The following is a 17,813-nucleotide window of genomic DNA, read 5'->3' on the forward strand; positions in this document are numbered from 1 at the left end:
AAGGAGTGTTTATGACTTTGCGCTATGAAATCATTGCAGTAACGCCGTTCAGGCAAAACTGCACACTGCTGTGGGACGATGAAACCGGCGATGCCGTGCTGATTGATGTGGGCGGCGATGTGCCGTTTGTGTTGGCAGAAACGGCCAAACGCGGTTTGAAACCGGCGGCCGTTTGGCTGACGCACGGTCATCTGGATCATGCGGGCGGGGTGGCGGAATTGCTGTCGCAGTATGATGTGCCGGTGTCGGGGCCTCATCAGGACGATGCGTTTCTGCTGGAGCAGTTGCCGCAGATAACGGCGCAATACGGCTTTCCTGTGTCGCCTTCGTTCGAGCCTTCGCGCTGGCTGCAGGAAGGCGATACGCTCAAGGTGGGAAACTATGCTTTTGAAGTGATGCATATTCCCGGCCACACGCCCGGTCATGTTGTGTTTTATTGTAAAGATGCGGAATTATTGATTGCAGGCGATGTCTTGTTTTATGAAACAATCGGCAGAACCGATTTCCCGCGCGGAAATCATGCCGATTTAATCCGCAATATTACAAGCAAACTGCTGGTATTGCCCGAACATACCATGGTGTTGGCGGGGCACGGCAGAACCACCACTATCGGCCACGAAAAGCGGAACAATCCGTTTTTGCAGGGCTGATTCGGGGTTAAGAAAAGTAAAAATGCCTGAGAAGCCGCGCTGTTTGAAGGTTGGCGGATATCGATTGGTTTTTCCACACATCTCAATGCAAGGAGTGAGTCATGTCTTTTGATTTGGGTAGTTTGCTGCAAGACAGGTTGGGCGGCGTGTTGGGCCGGTTTTTAACTCAAAACGGAGAAAGTGCCGAAAGCAGCACCAAAGCCGCAGGTTTGGCAGTTCCTGCTGTGGTGGCGGGTTTGTTGAAGCACATCGGCGGCAACCCGGGCAATGCCGGCAGCCTGTTCGAGCTGGTTCAAGGCAGCGCGGGCAGTCCGCTGAATCATGCGGTGGCGCAGGCTGAAGAAGGCGGCAGTGCTCTGGATAGCCTGACCGACTGGGGCAAGGGCAAGCTGCCGGAGCTGCTGGGCGGCAATGCGGCTGATGTGTCCGACCAGATTGCCCGGGAAAGCGGCGTGTCGAAAGCCGGCGCAGGTTTGCTGCTGTCGTTGTCGCTGCCGCTGGTGTTGTCGGTGCTGCGCGGGAAGGTAAAGGACGACAATCTCAGCCCGAGCCAATTGCTGGGTCTGCTCGGCCGGCAGCAAAGCTGGCTTTCCGGCGCATTGAGCGGCGGCATGCTTTCGGCTTTGGGCATCAGCAGCCTGAGCGGCTTGTTCGGCAGCCTGTCGGGTTTGGCCGGCAGTGTCGGCAATGCCGCTGCGGGTGCGGCGGCAGTGGCGGCCGGTAAGGGGTCGGGCTTGGGAAAATGGATTGCATTGGTTGCTGCCGCATTGTTGGCTTTGTTTGCCTATAAGAGCTGCGGCACTCAAACCGACCCCGCCTCTTCCGCTGCCGGCGGCACATCATCGGCTCCGGTTGCCGGTGAAGCCGCTTCTGCCGTTTCCGAGCCGGAGGGCGCAGAGGTTCCTGTCGTGATGCCGTCTGAACCTTCTGTGGTGCTCGACACAGCAGCCTCTGCTTCCGCCTCTGAGGCTGCTCCGGCGGCAATCGACCCGAATAAGGCCGGCGTGAGCTATGATAACGGCGTGGCGAAATTCTACTTTGCCACCGCCAAAACCGATGTGGCCGAGGGTGCCGAAACCGTGGCGGCCGAAGTGATTGCGGCCGGCAAAGAAGGCAAGAAACTGATTGTCAGCGGCTTCGCCGACAGCACCGGCAATGCGGCTGCAAACGAAAAATTGTCGAAAGCGCGCGCCGGTGCCGTAAAAGCCTTCTTGGAAGCGCAGGGCGTGGATGCCGCCAATATCGAATTGCGCAAACCCGAAAACACCACCGGCGCAACCGGTAACGATGCCGAAGGCCGCCGCGTGGAAGTGAAAGTGGAGGGTTGAGTGGTTTCAGATCCTGCATGAAAAACATGGTGCGGTTTGATAGTGAACCACTGCATTTCTGTTACGGGGTTGCCGTGCCTTAACTCAAAGAGAGTTTTTATAGGCAGCCGAAAGGGCAGCCGAATCGGTTCTGTACTGTCTGCGGCTTGCTGCCCGCTATCAAAAATGAAGTGGGTTCACTATAAACAAAGGCCGTCTGAAAACTTTTCAGACGGCCTGTTTTTTATCGGTGGGTATGCGGGTTAGACGGCTGCGTCTTCCAATACTTTCCCGCGCACATAGGCTTCGGCGGCATCTTTCAAAGCAAAGCGGTCTTTGCCGGAGAAGTCGGCGGGCAATATCGGCTTGGCGAAATCCACACGGATATGGAGCTCGGGCATGGAAACGATGCGCCACAGCGACCGGACCAGGCTCACATCGGCATAAGAAGGGGTGTCGGTGCGGCGGCCGTTGCGGTCGTAATAGCGCAAAACCATGGTTTGAACCGGCGCACCGGCATCTATCGCCGACTGAAACAGCGCGGCTTTGAACGGCAGCACTTCCAGCCCCGATGAAGTTTTGGCCTCGGGGAAAAAGCTGACGTTGCGGCCGGCTTTCAGAGCGGCGGCGATGGCTTGGTTGATGGGTTCCACGTCTTTGCGGGAATGGCGGTTGATAAACACCGTGCCGGCGTTGCGCCCCATTTTGCCGAGTACCGGCCAGGTGCCGATTTCCTGTTTGGCGATAAAACTGCTGGGAAACAGCGCGCTCATGGCGAAAATATCCAGCCATGAAACGTGGTTGGCCACCACCAGCGTGCCGCTTACGGAAAAATGCCCGGGCGGCGTGGTGACGCTGAGTTTTGCGCCCACGGCCTGCAAGGCGCCGGAGCCCAGCGTCATCAGCGCCTTGTCGCGCGCCTGCGGGTCGCTGCCGTTGAGCCTGCTCAAATTGCGGCCGGTTTGAAACAGCCAGACGGCCAGTTTGGCCAAACGGGTGAAACGCAGAAAAATCGGGGCTTTTTGTCGGGACATGGTGCAGTGTGTGTGAAAGTTGTGGGCGGGAATTATAACAAGCGGCGGGAGTTGGCGGAACGCGGGGCGGGGAAAGCTGTGTAAAGGCGGGCGGAATATTTTCAGACGGCCTGGGCGTTTTCTCTTGAAAGTTTTTGACAGCCAAACTCTTAAAATCAAGCCGTGCAGCAGGCCGCAGAGGGTACGGCTGCACAAACGGCATCATGCCGGCATGATTTCAAAATAGATGATAAAACGCTTTCAGGCGGGGTCTGCTGAATGTGAACGACCGTCTGAAACATTGGCCACGGTCATTTGCGCCTATGGCAGGGGCAGGGCGGATAACGGTGGGTTGGTTTTCCCGAATGTTGCCAAATCCACTTTAAGGCCGTCTGAACGCTATTTCTGGCAGTTGCCGCAATAAAATGTGCCGCGCTGCCCCAGCGTTTCTTTCAAAATCAAGCTGCCGCATTGCAGGCAGGGTTGGTTGTGGCGGCCGTAAACCGTGTATTCCTGCTGGAAATAGCCGCTTTTGCCATCGCTGTCGACAAAGTCGTGCAGGGTGCTGCCGCCTGCAGCAATTGCCCGTTGCAGCACCGTGCGTATGGCGTCCACCAGTTTGGCGCACTCTTTGCGGCTGATTGTGCAGGCGGGGCGTTTGGGGGAAATGCCCGCTTTGAACAGGCTTTCGTTGGCATAGATATTGCCCACGCCCACCACCACAGCATTGTCCATCAGTGCCGTTTTTACGGCGCGTTTTTGGGTGCGCAGTTTGCCGTACAGATAGGCGGCATCAAAAGCACCGCTCAGCGGTTCGGGGCCGAGCGCGGCCAAGAGCGGGTGGTGTTCGGCGGCGCCCGTAAACCACAGCACCATGCCGAAGCGTCGCGGGTCGTGATAGCGCAGCACCGTGCCGTTGGCGAATGTGATGTCGAGATGGTCGTGTTTGCCGGGGCCGGCGATGCGGGCATCGCCGGCGGTGAAAATCCTCAGGCTGCCCGACATGCCCAGATGCACCAGCAGTAGGCCGGCGGGAAAATGAACCAGCAGGTATTTGGCGCGGCGCGTGCAGCCCTGCACCGTTTGCCCGCCCAAAACCTCAGCCAAACCGGGGGTAACGGGAAAACGCAGCTTGGGTTGGCGCACGGCTGCCGATGCAACGGTTTGGCCGTTGATATGGGGAGCAATGCCGCGCAGGGTGGTTTCGACTTCGGGCAGTTCGGGCATAACGCGCTTTCGTGTCGGATAAATTCTGTGTAGATGCGGCGGTTTGCGCCGCTTTCAGACGGCCTGTGGGCGGCTATTTCCACACCAACAGGGCATGGTTGCGTTTGCCGCGCCGCAGAATGGTGTATTTGCCGAAACGTTTGTGTGCATCGGTTAAAAGATAGGCATCATCGGGTTTGTCGGGCGCGTGGTTGGGATTGTCGGGCTCCACCGCGCTGCCGTTGGCCAGCACCGCCTTGCTGTTTATAAAACCGCGCGCTTCTTTGTTTGACTGCGCCAGGCCCGACAACACCAATGCTTCCACCACATTCACGCTGCCGGAGGCTTCAAACGCAGGCAGGCCGTCCAGCGCGAGTTGTTCGAAATCGGATTCGGTGAGGCCGCCCTGGTCTCCGGCAAACAGGCTTTCCGAAATGCGCTGCGCCGCCTGCAACGCCGCTTCGCCGTGAACCAGGCGGGTCATTTCTTCGGCCAAAATACGCTGCGCTTCGGGCTTGGTGCCGCTCGCTTTGTCTTTCGCTTCGATGGCGTCAATCTCTCCAACCGACAAGAAGGTGAAATATTTCAAAAATTGATACACATCGGCATCGGCTGTTTTCAGCCAGAATTGGTAAAACTGATAGGGCGAGGTTTTCTCCGCACTCAGCCAAACCGCGCCGCCTTCGGTTTTGCCGAATTTGGTGCCGTCTGATTTGGTAACCAGCGGCAGGGTTAAGCCGTATACCGTGGTTTTGTTCAGACGGCGGGTGAGGTCGATGCCGCCGGTGATGTTGCCCCATTGGTCGGAACCGCCGATTTGCAGCAGTGCACCGTGGCGTTTGTTGAGCTCGGCAAAATCATAGCCCTGCAACAGTGCGTAGGCAAACTCGGTAAACGAAATGCCCGCATCGTCGCGCCCGATGCGCTGTTTTACCGATTCTTTGTTCAGCATCGCGTTCACCGAAAAATGCTTGCCGATGTCGCGCAGAAAGTCCAGACAGTTCATGCCGCCGAACCAATCGTGGTTGTTGGCCATCACCGCCGCGTTGCCGCCTTCGAAGCTCAAAAACGGCTCAAGCTGGCTGCGGATTTTTTCCACCCAGCCCGCCACCGTTTCCGCCGTGTTCAGGCTGCGCTCGGCGGCTTTGAAGCTCGGGTCGCCGATCATGCCGGTTGCCCCGCCTACCAAAGCCACCGGCGTGTGTCCGGCCAACTGGAAACGGCGCAAAGCCAGCACGGGCAGCAAATGGCCGATATGCAGGCTGTCTGCCGTGGGGTCGAAACCGCAATACAGGGCGATTTTCTGTTCGTTTAACAAAGCGTCTAAGGCTTCGGCATCAGTGGTTTGCGCGATTAAGCCGCGCGATTGGAGATCTTGGATTACGCTCATGCTAAGTCTTTCAATGGTTATGTTTTTACATTGCGGATAAGGTGTTTCGGAAAATGAGATGCACATTGCGGCAACTAATCGCGCTGCAATAAATGCCGGCTTTCGGTATAACGTTTGGCTAAGGCTTCTGCGCCAAACGGGTTGATATGGTCTAAATCCGAATAGGCGGGTTTGCCGTCGAATTCAAAATCGGCAGGCAGGAGAGCCGCAGCATCTACAATATGTATGTTTCGGTATTTGGCTGCTGTTTCGCTTATTTTCCGGTTGCCTTCACGGGTAGAAGAATCGTTTTCATGAAACGCAATACGCCGCAAAGGAATAAGCCCGCTGATTTTATATGCCCTCAATCCCGGATACTGAATATTCGGATTGTCGGTAAACAGATAAACCGCCCGCTTTTCTTTGGAAAGTTTGGCAAGCATTTTATCCATTTTGGCGAAAAAGTCTTTATCGTAACCGATGGAAGGTTTGGGTGCAGGAAGCTGGTTGCCCCAGCGCATGGAAAGCATCACGACAGGATAGTCGTTTAAATGCGCTTTCGCATATTGATAAACTGCTTTGCAGTTGCTGCCTTTGAAGATTTCAGCATCGTACCCTTCTACAAAAGCGCAGGTGTCGGCAGAAACCAGCGTGGCTGCCCAGCCCTCTTTTTTACCGATATGGTCGATGAACGTTTTGTAGTGGTCCGCATGAGAGTCGCCCAGCATCAATACTGTGGGCTTTGTGTCATTCGCACCCCAAACGCATTGTTTTTCCAAATTATTGTGGCAGGAAGCGTAGGAGCGGGACAAGCCGTCTTTCTGGTATTGGCTGATTAAAGGCGTTTTTTGCAAGCCGAACCAAGCCGCAGCAAGCAACGCGGCCGGCAATATGTAAAATGCCGTCAAACTTTTGGCAAAAGAAAGTTTCCATTTTTTAGCGGGCTGCTCCACCCAGCGGTAAGCAGCCCAAGAACAAATCAATATCAGCACGGCCAAAGGCAGCAGCCATGCTGCGGGTAAATGTGCCTGCCCGTAGATATAGCGTGCAAATGCCAATACCGGCCAATGCCATAAGTACAGAGAATACGAAATCAGGCCGATTCTTACACCCCATTCCCATTCAAATATTTTTTTCAAAGAATGGTTGAAACCGTTGAAATAAATTAAAGCCGCCGCTGCCAAACAGGGAATCAGCCCTGCCCACCCGGGAAAGTGGGCGGTTTCAGTGTGATATGCCGCTAAGCAGGCAGCCAAAACCACCGATGCGGCCGCACAGCCGAAAGCGGCAAATTTTTCTCCCCACCAAACCGCCTCTTGGCTGTTTGCGGCCTGATGGCATACGAATACGGCCAGCAGCGAACCTGTCAGCATCTCAAATGCGCGCAGATGGGGAAGGTAGTATTTGTCGAGTTGGGTGGGAATATAAGCCGCCAGCAAACTTACCAACATACAGGCGGCAATGGCCGCCATTTGGGTTTTTAAGCTGCGGCGGATAAACAGCAGTAAGAAAAAGGGGAAAATAAAATAATATTGCTCTTCTACAGATAAAGACCAAATATGAAGCAGCGGCTTTTCTTCTTGTGCAGGGTCGAAGTAGCCTTGCCCTCTGGAAAAATAGAGATTGGCGGCAAACAGTACAGATGCAAGCGCAGACTTGCCGAGCAGGTTGAAATCGTCCGGTGCAAACAGTAACGCGCCTACGGCAAGTGTACCGGCGAGTACAGTAAAAAATGCAGGCAAAATCCTTTTAATTCTCCGTATGTAGAAAGATTTAAAAGAAAATGCCCCCGTATTCATCTCTTTGTGGATAATCGAGGTAATCAGAAAACCTGAGATGACGAAAAATATATCTACACCCAAAAAACCGCCCGGCAGCCAAGATTTTTCAAAATGGAAAATAATGACAGACAATACCGCAACGGCGCGCAACACATCAATATCAGGCCGATAAGCAAAAACCTTACTCATAATGTATCCGGCTAATGGTTTTGTTTTGATTTCCAGTATGCCCCAAACCGTTTTCACAGTATTGGGGCAAAGGTTTTCAGACAACCTAAACATTAAACAAAAAATGAATCACATCCCCATCCTGCACCACATATTCCTTACCCTCGGCGCGCATTTTGCCGGCTTCTTTGGCTTTGGCTTCGCCGCCGAGGGTAACGAAATCGTTGTAGGCAATCACTTGGGCGCGGATAAAGCCGCGTTCGAAATCGGTGTGGATCACGCCGGCGGCCTGCGGGGCGGTGTCGCCTTTGTGAATCGTCCACGCGCGCACTTCTTTCACGCCGGCGGTGAAATAGGTTTGCAGCCCCAAGAGCTCGTAGCCGGCGCGGATTAAGCGGTTCAGCCCCGGCTCTTCCAAGCCCATTTCGGCGAGAAATTCGGCTTTTTCTTCGTTTTCGAGTTCGGCAATTTCGCTTTCCAGCGCGGCGCACACGGCCACCACTGGAGCGTTTTCTTTGGCGGCCAGTTCTTTCAAACGCTCGAGGTGGGGGTTGTTTTCAAAGCCGTCTTCGGCAACGTTGCCCACATACATGGCGGGCTTGGCGGTGAGCAGAAACAGCGGACGCAGCATGGCGGTTTCTTCGACATCGAGGCCGAACGAGCGCACGGGTTTGCCTTCATTAAGATGCGGCAGCAGTTTTTCGCACAGGGCCACCAGTTTTTGCGCGTCTTTGTCGCCGGATTTGGCGCGTTTGCCTTCGCGCACGATGGCTTTTTCAACGCTGGCAAGGTCGGCCAGCGCCAGTTCGGTGCCGATGGTTTCGATGTCGGCAATGGGATCGACTTTGCCTGAAACGTGGACAATATTGTCGTCGTCGAAGCAGCGCACCACGTTTACGATGGCGTCGGTTTCGCGGATATTGGCGAGAAACTGGTTACCCAAGCCTTCGCCTTTGCTGGCGCCGGCCACCAAGCCTGCGATGTCGACAAACTCAACGATGGCGGGCTGCATTTTCTGCGGGTTGACGATTTTCGCCAGCTCGGCCATGCGCGGGTCGGGCACTTCAACGATGCCGACATTGGGTTCGATGGTGCAGAAGGGATAATTGGCCGCTTCGATACCCGATTGGGTCAGCGCGTTAAACAGGGTGGATTTGCCGACATTGGGCAGGCCGACGATGCCGCATTTTAAGCTCATGTGTGTTCCTGAAGCAGGTGAAATTCAACGCGCGATTGTAGCATATTTCAGACGGCCTTTTGGCGGTGCAGAGGCCGTCTGAAAGGTGCACCGGAATCCGAAGAAAGTTGGTTGCCGTCATACTCGGGCTTGACGCGAGTATCTGCTATTTCTATTGGGACAAATTCTATTGGGGCAATAAAGATACTCGGTTCAAGCCCGAGTATGACGTAGATGTTTAATGACGCAGATGGTTTTGGCAACCGAAGCCGTCTGAAAGTATTTTTTCAGACGGCCTCAGCTGTCATCTCAAACACGCTAAGCCATGTTTATTTAAATAACACAATCAACACCAACAACGCGGCTATCACGGCCAACCGCAGGCTTTGCCGTTGCGGGCTTGCCGCCGCAGGCAGACGTGCGCATTTTGTGCCGGCAGATTTGGCCGGCCGTGAAAGGATGGTCTGAAAACAGGAAACATAACGGTGTAAGCGGGCGTGCCTGCCGCTTTGTTTGTATATGGAATGTGTGAAAAATAATAAAAAAACAACGGTTTAAAATATTTTGGGCCGTCTGAAAGCGTTTCAGACGGCCTTGATGTGGATGATCTGCGCTTTTATTTAAATAACACGATCAACACCAGCGCCACGGCTATCACGGCCAGCCACAGGCTTTGCCGCTGCTGGATTCTCACCAGATGCAGATAGGCATCGCGCATTTCCTGCCGGCGCGTTTCATCAACCAGCGCATTGATTTTGCGAGGCAGCGCGGGCAGAATCCGCGCCCAATCCGGCGCTTCGTTTTTCAGTTGCCGTATAAAGGCCTTGGGGCCGATCTGCTCGCCCATCCATTTGGTTAAAAACGGTTTGGCGGTATCCCACAAATCCAAGTCGGGGTCGAGCTGGCGGCCCAAGCCTTCAATGTTGAGCAGGGTTTTCTGCAGCAGCACGAGTTGGGGCTGGATTTCGACATTGAAGCGGCGGCTCACTTCAAACAGGCGCATCAGCACCAGGCCGAACGATATTTGCGAGAGCGGCTTGTTGAAAATCGGCTCGCACACCGAGCGCACGGCGGCTTCCAATTCTTCGGCACGGGTGTCGGGCGGCACCCAGCCCGATTCGATGTGGGCGGTGGCCACGCGGTGGTAGTCGCGGTTGAAAAAGGCGAGAAAATTAATCGCCAGATAGCGTTTGTCGTAATCGGTGAGGCTGCCGACAATGCCGAAGTCCAGCGCGATATAGCGGCCGTCGCCGGCCACCAGAATGTTGCCGGGGTGCATATCGGCGTGGAAAAAGCCGTTGCGGAACACTTGGGTGAAGAAGATCTCCACGCCGTAGCGGGCCAGTTGCCGCAAATCAATGTTTCGGGCTTTCAAGGCGGCGGTGTCTGCTATCGGTGTGCCGTCCATCCATTCGATCGTGAGCACGTCGCGGCTGCAATAGTCGTAATACACTTTGGGCACAATCAGCATGGTGCTGTTTTGGAAATCGCGGCCGAGCCGGCCGGCGTTGGCCGCCTCGCGCATCAAATCAAGCTCATCGTGCAGGTATTTGTCGAACTCGTCCACCACTTCGCGCGGCTTTAAGCGTTTGCCGTCTGCAAACAGCCGCTCTGCCCAGGCGGCACCGAAGCGCAGCAAGGCCAAGTCCTGCTCGATAACGGGCAGCAGATTGGGGCGCAACACTTTAACCGCCACGGCTTCACCGCTGTGCAGGCGGGCTTTGTGCACCTGTGCAATCGAGGCGCTGGCCACAGGCACGGTTTCAAATTCGGCATAAAGTGTTTCAATCGGCTGCCCCAGCGAGGCTTCAATCTGGCGGCGCGACAATTCTGCGTCAAACGGCGGTACGCGGTCTTGCAGTTTGGCAAGTTCGCGCGCGTAATCAGGCGCAATCAGGTCGGGTCGGGTGGAGAGCACCTGCCCGAATTTCACGAAAACCGGCCCCAAATGCTCGAGTGCTTCGCGCAAACGCACCGGCAAGGGGGTGTGTTGCGCATCGGGCGGTTGCGGCAGTTTCTGCAACAGCGAGCGCAGCCAGCTTTGGCGCACCCGGCCGGCAATCAGATCGGCGAGGCCGTAGCGGTAAACGGTTCGGATAATGGTTTGGGTACGTTTAAGCCATTTCATAACGGTGCGGTGCAGGTGGGAAAAGGTGGATTATAAAACAGGAACGCGGCGGGTTTGCGGATAGGCGGGCGCAGAGGTTTGCGCCGCCGGCCTGTTTTTCAGACGGCCTCTTGATGGCGGTTACTGTTGCAGCACGCTCAGCCCGGGCAGGTCGGCGAAGCTGCGCTCGCGCACGATGCGGCAGAAGTTTTCCAAATAGGCTTTGCCTGCATCTTCCGCGCGCATGGCGGCGTAAAGCTCGCTTTGCAGGCCGTTGCGGGTAATCCGGCGCGAAACCACATAGTCTTTTTCGATATAGGGCATCACCGTCCAATAGGGCAGGGCGGCGATGCCGCGGCGGCTGGCCACAAGCTGGATGATGGCAATGGTTAATTCGCTGTGGCGGCGCGGCGGGTTGATGCCTTTGGGCAGCAATACTTTGCGCAGAAGATCGAGCATATCGTCCGGAACAGGGTAGGTAATCAGCGTTTCACCGGCAAAATCTCCGGCTTCCCACACGGTTTTGGCGGCCAGCGGATGATCTTTGGCGCAGATGCCGACCATGCCGTAGGCAAACAGAGGCTGATAGGTGATGCCCGCCTGCGGGGCGGCTTCGGAAACAATGGCCAAATCGGCACGGTGCTGCAGCAGCAGCCCTACCGGGTCGGCCTGAAAGCCCGAAACAATATCCAGCTCCACCTGCGGCCACAGCGGGCGGAACTCGCCCATCGCCGGCATCAGCCAGTCGAAGCAGGTGTGGCATTCCACCGCCAGCCGCAATTCGCCCGCTTCACCTTCGACAATCCGGGCTAAATCGCGCTCGGCGGCGGCCACCTGCGGCATCAGGTCGCGCGCCAGCTGCAGCAGCCGCTCACCCGCAGGCGTGAAGCGCAGGGGTGAAGATTTGCGCTCGAACAGCGGCGTTCCATAATAATTTTCCAACGCGCGGATTTGGTGCGACAGGGCAGACTGAGTGAGGAACACCCGCTTGGCGGCCAACGAAACGCTGCCGGTTTCCTCAAGTGCCAGCAGGGTTTTGAGATGGCGCAGCTCGATGATGGAATCCATAATATTTCAGACGGCCTGTGCGGTTGAAGAACCAGTGTATATTAGAATAATTCATACGGCTGCGCAAACGGGCGGCGCAGAATAAAAGAACATACCGCAGGTTAAATAAAACCGGATCGGGTGGCGGGCTGCAGAGGGATATGATGCAGCAGCACGGGGGATGCTGTGTCTCGGCTCAATCGAGAACTTCTGCCGCCGCAACGGCACGGAATCTGTTTGCGCTGCCCGCGGTGCCTTTGTTTTTCGTTGTTGGGCATGGTTTCATGATGGAGGCGCAAGGCGGGTGCCGTATCGGCTTAGCGGGTGCCGTATCGGCTTACATTGAATCTGCTGAAGCCGGCCGTTTGCTATATCCGACCCGCATCCGCCAAAATGAGTGCGGGGCGGGGTGATGGTAAGGCACAACAACAGCAGGGCGGCCGGGCTGTTATGGTTTTAAAACGGGCCGGTCGAATACAGGGGTGTTTCAGACGGCCTGGCCTGTGAAAAATGCTAAAATGACGGCTTTGATATTCTTGGCGGCTGTTGCCGGCCGTCTGAAAAGCCATCGTGAATGCTGTAAACCACAACCCATTGCCTGACTGTTTTGCGCTGCCCGCTGCCGAAGAGTCGGGTGGCTGGAGCGTGTATTTGGTATTGTGCGGCAACGGCTCGCTTTATTGCGGCATCAGCAACCGCCCGCAGGAGCGGTTTGCGGCGCACGCTGCGGGCAAGGGGGCGAAATATATGCGCATTCACAAGCCCGTGGCGATGCGGCTGGTGTATGCCGGCGTGGCGCGCGCCGAAGCTGCGCGGCTTGAGGCGCGGGTGAAAAAACTCACCGCCCGGTGCAAACGCGAATTGTGGGCGGCGCTGCCGGATGTTCAGACGGCCTGAGTGAGGCCGGCGCTGCGCTTTGAAATCAGTGGCACAGGCTTTGCATACTTGCACTGTTTCCGGCCTGCCGCCTGATATGTGTTTTGGCAGTTCGGCTATAATCCAACCGTTATCCGTTTATGTGAAGCCTGAAGATAAGCCGGAACGCGCTGCGGTTTGATCCGCTGCCGCCGTATATCTGTGTGAATTGTAGCGAAGCCGTGCCGGCGGCACCCGGTGGGGTTTCGTTTGTAAAGAGGGTAAACCGATGAAGATAAAAGCTGTTTTATTGGGGCTTCTGCTGGCCTCGGTGTGCACCGTCAGCCTTGCGAAAAATGCTTTTGATAAGAAAAATAACGAATGCGAAGTGGTTTCCGAAAAAAGAACGGTCGTGGAGCAACCAGGAAATTCTGTTTGTTCCCAGCGTGAGGCAAACGCCGAGTCGTTTGCGGGTAACCATGATTGAGGCTGCTTACCGCAAGAAAAACAAGGATGACAAATCACGGCGGCAGCGGTTTGCGAAACCTAATTATTTGGTTTTGGCAAAACGCCCGCCGATTCCGCAGGGCGTGATTAACAAATCTTTCGGCTCCCGGGTCGGCGTGGGGCATTCTGAACACTCGGGGGAAAATACCGCAACGGGGGTGATGCACGTTCATTACCGCAGCGGCATCATCAATGAAAATATTTCGATGACGTTTACGGTGTGCAAACCCGATCAAAAATATGATTATGGGAAATATTTATGTGTGCCGCGCCATTAGGGACCCATAACAACACAACTATACTAAACGGCTTTTGATTTTGTATGGATTAACGGCATTAAGGAACCATTTAAGATGAGCGAAAACATACACCACAATGTTGATAGCGGCGAAATCGACAAATTCAGCCGGCTTGCCCACAAATGGTGGGACAAAACGGGCGAATTCAAACCCCTGCACGACATCAACCCGCTGCGTTTGGGCTATATCGACTCAATCGTGCGGCTGGCGGGCAAAACCGTGCTCGATGTGGGCTGCGGCGGCGGCATTTTGTCGGAAAGCATGGCCAAGCTTGGGGCGGGGAGTGTGCTCGGCATCGACATGGCCGAAAAATCGCTGCAGGCGGCGCAAGCCCATGCGCAGCAGCAGGGAGTGGGCAATATCGGCTACCGCTGTGTGCGCGTGGAAGATTTGGCAAAAGAGCGGCCGCACAGTTTCGATGTGGTAACGTGCATGGAAATGATGGAACACGTTCCCGACCCAGCCGCCATTGTGGCCGCCTGCGCCAAGCTGGTAAAGCCTGAGGGCACGGTGTTTTTTTCGACTATCAACCGTAACCCCAAATCATATCTGCACGCCATTCTCGGCGCAGAATATATTTTGGGCTTGGTGCCGCGCGGCACGCACGATTGGCAGAAATTCATCACGCCCGCCGAGCTGGCGCGCATGTGCCGGCAGGCAGGGCTGGATATTGCCGACACCAAAGGCATGGGCTACAACCCGCTCACTAAGGTTTACCGCCTGAACGGCAACACCGCTGTCAATTATCTGGCGGCCTGCAAACCGGTATTTCAGGCCGTCTGAAAACAAAAAACAGGCCGTATCAACGGCCTGTTTCGATAGCGAGGATTATTTTTTAACCACACGGGTGTAAACCGCGAGAATCACCACGGCGGCGATGGTGGAGGCAATCCAGCCGGCAGGCTGGCCTGCTTCATACCAGCCGGCGGCCTGCCCGGCCCAGCCTGCCAGCAGCGAACCGCCGATGCCCAGCAGCGTGGTCATGATAAAGCCCAAGTTGTCCTTGCCCGGGTGCAGCACTTTTGCCAACACGCCCACAACAAAGCCCACGATAATGGTGACTAACCAGCCCATAACATTCCTTTCGTATTATTCGGTTTGAATCGGTTGGAGCATTTTCAGCGCGGCAGTTGAAACCGCTTCGGGATATGTCGTCTGAAAATATTTTCCGCCCGCATCATACACAGCCCCGTAACGCTGCCGAGCCTGTGATTGCATTTCTTTTCATAACTATAAAATATTTTGAACACACGGCGCGGTTTTGGGGTGGAAATACAACAAAACGCAATACTTCGGCTATAATCACGTTAAACGTCTGCCAAACCGCCTGTGGGCGGTTTGTTTGCTTGGCAGGCTGCAAACGTTATATTTAACGTTATATTGAAAGAAAGAAAGAAGATTATGCCCCGTACCACAACCGCGCTCGGCGACCGGCAGACGGCTGTTTTATTGGCCATGCTGGTGGCGCTGATGCCGTTTTCGATAGATGCCTATCTGCCCGCGATACCTGCGATGGCGCAAAGCCTGGGGGCGGATATCCACCGCATCGAGCAGAGCCTGAGTATGTTTTTGTTCGGCGTGGCGCTGGGGCAGGTGGCGGGCGGTTCGCTCTCCGACATCAAAGGCCGCCGCATCATTGCTTTAACGGGGCTGTCGGTATACATCGCCGGCGTGGTGGGGCTGACCGTGGTTCAGACGGCCGAACAATTATTGTTGTTGCGGCTGGTGCAGGCGTTTGGTGCGGGCATGACGGTGGTGGTGGTGGGTGCCGTTGTGCGCGATAACTACGAAGGCCGCAAAGCCGCGCAAATGTTTGCCTTAATCGGCATCATCATGATGGCCGCTCCGCTGGTGGCGCCGATGTTGGGCGCGGTGTTGGAAAGCATAGGCGGCTGGCGGGCGGTTTTCGTGTTTTTGGGCGTGTATGCCGCTGCGGTGTGGGGGCTGCTCTACCGTTTTTTGGCCAAACCCGGGCGCACGGAGCCGATAGACCGCCGCATTTTCAGCGTGGCCGCCGGCCGCTACAAACGGGTATTGTCCAACACGCCCGCATTGGGCTATCTGTTTTTTCAGGCGTTCAGCTTTTCATCGATGTTTGTGTTTTTAACCGAATCATCGTTTGTGTATATGGAGCTCTACGGCGTTTCTGCCCATGCCTATGCGTGGATGTTCGGCATGAACATCATCACGATGGCCTTTTTCAACCGCATCACCGCCCTGCGTTTGAAAAGGGGCACCCATGCGCAGGATATTCTCCAATGGGGGATTGCCATTCAGCTTGCGGCCAACATGCTGATGTTTGCCTCGGTGCTGCTGCTGGGGCTGCCGCCGATGTGGTGGCTGGCGGGCTGCGTGATGTTGTCGGTGGGCACGCAGGGTTTGATTACCGCCAACACACAGGCTTGCTTTATGGCGTATTTCCGTGAAGAAGGCGGCAGCGCCAACGCCGTGCTGGGCGTGTGCCAGTCGGTGATAGGCGCTCTGGCGGGGATGCTCGCTACATGGCTGCACAACGGCACGGCCGCAGTGATGTCGGGCATGATGCTGTTATCGACACTGACCGGCATTTTTCTGCTGTGGCTGTGTTCGCGCGGGGCGTGGCTGCAAAACAAAGGCAGTGAAATGAAATAAACCCGAAGGCCGTCTGAAAACCGAAAAGGCAGGGTGGTTTCCCTTTTATGGCGCACGGCTTGTGTTTTGCGGGAAACGGCGGCTCTGCGGCTCTCGGGCGTGCCGGAAAACGGCACGGCGCTGCACGTTTCCCGCGTTGCCGGCCGCCTTTCAAAACCCCGAAGCAGGGTTGCAAACCAAAACCGAAAGTATGGGAACGCCGGGTTTTCTACACAGGCCGTCTGAAAACATTTGCCGTTTCAGACGGCCTTTGCCTATGCAGATTAATGTTAAAATCGGTTTCCTTATCTTATTCAGCCGCAACGGAAACGCTATGTCTGCCGACAACCCACTTTTGCCGCACCGCAACGCCATCGATGAAATCGATGCCGCCATTTTGCGCCTTCTGAACGAGCGGGCAGGACATGCCCGAGCCATCGGCGGGCTCAAAGGCACCGGCGCGGTTTACCGCCCCGAGCGCGAGGCTGCCGTGTTGCGCCGCATACAGGATTTAAACGCCGGCCCGCTGCCCGATGAGGCCGTGGCGCGGCTGTTCCGCGAAATCATGAGCGAATGCCTGGCGGTGGAACGGCCGCTCACCATCACCTATCTCGGCCCCGCCGGCACGTTTACTCAGCAGGCCGCCGTCAAACATTTCGGCCATGCCGCCCGCACACAAGCCTGTGCCACCATAGACGAAAGTTTCCGCCTGGTGGAAGCACGCCAGGCCGATTATGTGGTTGCACCGGTGGAAAACTCCACCGAAGGCAGCGTGGGCCGCGCGCTCGATCTGCTTGCCGTTACCCCGCTGCAGGCCTGCGGCGAAGTGGTATTGCGCATACACCACCACCTGCTGCGCAAAAACAGCGGCAGCATGAAAGGCATCACCAAAGTTTACGCACACGCGCAAGCACTTGCCCAATGCCATGAATGGCTGGGGCGCAACCTGCCCGAAGCGGTGCGCATTTCCGTGTCGAGCAACGCGGAGGCCGCCCGCCTGGCGGCCGAATCCGGTGATGAATCGGCGGCGGCCATCGCCGGTCAAACCGCCGCCGAGCTTTACCGCCTGGCCAAAGTGGCCCACAGCATTGAAGACGAGCCCAACAACACTACCCGTTTTTTGGTGTTGGGCCACCAAACTCCCGCGCCCACAGGGCGGGACAAAACCTCGCTGGTGGTTTCTGCGCCCAATAAAGCCGGCGCGGTCGGCGCCCTGCTCAAACCGTTTACCGAGGCCGGCATTTCCATGACCAAATTCGAAAGCCGCCCCAGCCGTTCGGGCTTATGGGAATACCTGTTTTTTATCGACATCGAGGGCCATAAAGACGAAACCGAAGTGCAGGCAGCACTTGCCGCGCTGGAGAAACGCGCTTCGTTTGTGAAAGTTATCGGGGCATATCCGACTGCGGTGCTGTGAAGGAGCCGCAAGGTTGCGCTGCGGGTTTCAGACGGCCTTATGGCCGGTGTTGGAAATCGATTCAAATTTAACTTGTATTATCAGGCAGCCGCCCGCTTTACAACCATAACAACGCCGGCCTGCCCGGTATGGATGGGAGCGGGCAGGCCGGCGCGCAGCGGGGAGCGGCAGATTCGGTGCAGGCAGGGAAAATCTGCCAACCTGCGCAAGGCGGCAGCGTGAGCGGCAGAAAGCCGCCTACGAAGCGTATGGCGAAAGATAAATATTTCAAACTGCCGTTTGATCTGCACCGGAATGGAT

General features: G+C 56.1%; 18 protein-coding genes. 8 read left to right on the forward strand and 10 right to left on the reverse strand.

Annotation, left to right across the window (positions count from 1 at the left end; genetic code table 11):
• Positions 1-11 precede the first annotated feature (11 nt).
• Both H7A79_RS13065 and H7A79_RS13070 read left to right on the forward strand, forming a co-directional pair.
• Positions 12-650: an MBL fold metallo-hydrolase gene (locus tag H7A79_RS13065; RefSeq protein WP_135034474.1), complete on the forward strand. Its 639-nt coding sequence runs from the start codon at positions 12-14 to the stop codon at positions 648-650.
• A gap of 101 nt (positions 651-751) precedes the next feature.
• Positions 752-1,978, forward strand: a complete 1,227-nt coding sequence (locus H7A79_RS13070; protein ID WP_187000483.1) for an OmpA family protein — start codon at positions 752-754, stop codon at positions 1,976-1,978.
• Between the two features lie 242 nt (positions 1,979-2,220).
• Here H7A79_RS13070 and H7A79_RS13075 read toward each other — a convergent pair whose 3' ends face one another.
• The 7 genes from H7A79_RS13075 to H7A79_RS13105 all read right to left on the reverse strand — a co-directional run bounded on the left by H7A79_RS13075 (position 2,221) and on the right by H7A79_RS13105 (position 11,846).
• Positions 2,221-2,991 (reverse strand): 1-acylglycerol-3-phosphate O-acyltransferase, encoded by a 771-nt coding sequence (locus H7A79_RS13075; RefSeq protein ID WP_135034491.1) that lies wholly within the window; start codon positions 2,989-2,991, stop codon positions 2,221-2,223.
• A 378-nt stretch (positions 2,992-3,369) separates the two neighbouring features.
• Positions 3,370-4,197, reverse strand: coding sequence for a bifunctional DNA-formamidopyrimidine glycosylase/DNA-(apurinic or apyrimidinic site) lyase (gene mutM / locus H7A79_RS13080; RefSeq protein ID WP_187000484.1), 828 nt, complete (start codon positions 4,195-4,197; stop codon positions 3,370-3,372).
• Positions 4,198-4,270: 73 nt separating this feature from the next.
• Positions 4,271-5,566, reverse strand: coding sequence for a tyrosine--tRNA ligase (gene tyrS / locus H7A79_RS13085; RefSeq protein WP_187000485.1), 1,296 nt, complete (start codon positions 5,564-5,566; stop codon positions 4,271-4,273).
• Between the two features lie 74 nt (positions 5,567-5,640).
• On the reverse strand, positions 5,641-7,515 hold the full coding sequence (locus tag H7A79_RS13090; RefSeq protein ID WP_187000486.1) for an acyltransferase family protein: 1,875 nt from the start codon (positions 7,513-7,515) through the stop codon (positions 5,641-5,643).
• Positions 7,516-7,600: 85 nt separating this feature from the next.
• Positions 7,601-8,692, reverse strand: coding sequence for a redox-regulated ATPase YchF (gene ychF, locus H7A79_RS13095; RefSeq protein WP_187000487.1), 1,092 nt, complete (start codon positions 8,690-8,692; stop codon positions 7,601-7,603).
• 595 nt (positions 8,693-9,287) lie between these two features.
• The gene (ubiB, locus tag H7A79_RS13100; RefSeq protein ID WP_135034468.1) at positions 9,288-10,799 is read right to left on the reverse strand and encodes a ubiquinone biosynthesis regulatory protein kinase UbiB; all 1,512 of its coding nucleotides are present in this window, start codon (positions 10,797-10,799) and stop codon (positions 9,288-9,290) included.
• A 120-nt stretch (positions 10,800-10,919) separates the two neighbouring features.
• Positions 10,920-11,846 carry a LysR family transcriptional regulator gene (locus tag H7A79_RS13105; protein WP_187000488.1) on the reverse strand — a complete coding sequence of 309 codons (927 nt, stop codon included), beginning with the start codon at positions 11,844-11,846 and terminating at the stop codon, positions 10,920-10,922.
• 573 nt (positions 11,847-12,419) lie between these two features.
• Between H7A79_RS13105 and H7A79_RS13110 the strand changes: the two genes are divergently transcribed.
• The 4 genes from H7A79_RS13110 (at position 12,420) to ubiG (ending at position 14,269) form a co-directional block, all read left to right on the forward strand.
• A complete protein-coding gene (locus tag H7A79_RS13110; protein ID WP_187001731.1) occupies positions 12,420-12,722 on the forward strand; it encodes a GIY-YIG nuclease family protein in 303 nt (100 codons plus the stop codon).
• Positions 12,723-12,969: 247 nt separating this feature from the next.
• Positions 12,970-13,167 (forward strand): hypothetical protein, encoded by a 198-nt coding sequence (locus tag H7A79_RS13115; RefSeq protein ID WP_187000489.1) that lies wholly within the window; start codon positions 12,970-12,972, stop codon positions 13,165-13,167.
• The gene (locus H7A79_RS13120) at positions 13,160-13,465 is read left to right on the forward strand and encodes a hypothetical protein (protein WP_187000490.1); all 306 of its coding nucleotides are present in this window, start codon (positions 13,160-13,162) and stop codon (positions 13,463-13,465) included. Before H7A79_RS13115 ends, H7A79_RS13120 begins: the two co-directional genes overlap by 8 nt.
• 75 nt (positions 13,466-13,540) lie before the next feature.
• Positions 13,541-14,269, forward strand: a complete 729-nt coding sequence (gene ubiG / locus H7A79_RS13125; protein WP_187000491.1) for a bifunctional 2-polyprenyl-6-hydroxyphenol methylase/3-demethylubiquinol 3-O-methyltransferase UbiG — start codon at positions 13,541-13,543, stop codon at positions 14,267-14,269.
• A gap of 45 nt (positions 14,270-14,314) precedes the next feature.
• On the opposite strand, the gene H7A79_RS13130 is transcribed toward ubiG, so the two are convergent.
• Both H7A79_RS13130 and H7A79_RS13135 read right to left on the reverse strand, forming a co-directional pair.
• Entirely contained in the window at positions 14,315-14,560 is a 246-nt protein-coding gene (locus H7A79_RS13130) for a GlsB/YeaQ/YmgE family stress response membrane protein (RefSeq protein WP_135034464.1), read from the reverse strand.
• A 15-nt stretch (positions 14,561-14,575) separates the two neighbouring features.
• Positions 14,576-14,704 (reverse strand): hypothetical protein, encoded by a 129-nt coding sequence (locus H7A79_RS13135; protein ID WP_281384921.1) that lies wholly within the window; start codon positions 14,702-14,704, stop codon positions 14,576-14,578.
• A 183-nt stretch (positions 14,705-14,887) separates the two neighbouring features.
• Between H7A79_RS13135 and H7A79_RS13140 the strand changes: the two genes are divergently transcribed.
• Both H7A79_RS13140 and pheA read left to right on the forward strand, forming a co-directional pair.
• Positions 14,888-16,117: a multidrug effflux MFS transporter gene (locus tag H7A79_RS13140; RefSeq protein ID WP_135034463.1), complete on the forward strand. Its 1,230-nt coding sequence runs from the start codon at positions 14,888-14,890 to the stop codon at positions 16,115-16,117.
• Between the two features lie 313 nt (positions 16,118-16,430).
• Complete coding sequence (gene pheA / locus H7A79_RS13145; RefSeq protein ID WP_187001732.1) at positions 16,431-17,513, forward strand: prephenate dehydratase; 1,083 nt, start codon at positions 16,431-16,433, stop codon at positions 17,511-17,513.
• Between the two features lie 97 nt (positions 17,514-17,610).
• Here pheA and H7A79_RS13150 read toward each other — a convergent pair whose 3' ends face one another.
• Positions 17,611-17,784, reverse strand: a complete 174-nt coding sequence (locus tag H7A79_RS13150) for a hypothetical protein (protein WP_187000492.1) — start codon at positions 17,782-17,784, stop codon at positions 17,611-17,613.
• Positions 17,785-17,813 lie beyond the last annotated feature (29 nt).

Source organism: Neisseria musculi, from assembly GCF_014297595.2.
GTDB lineage: Bacteria > Pseudomonadota > Gammaproteobacteria > Burkholderiales > Neisseriaceae > Neisseria > Neisseria musculi.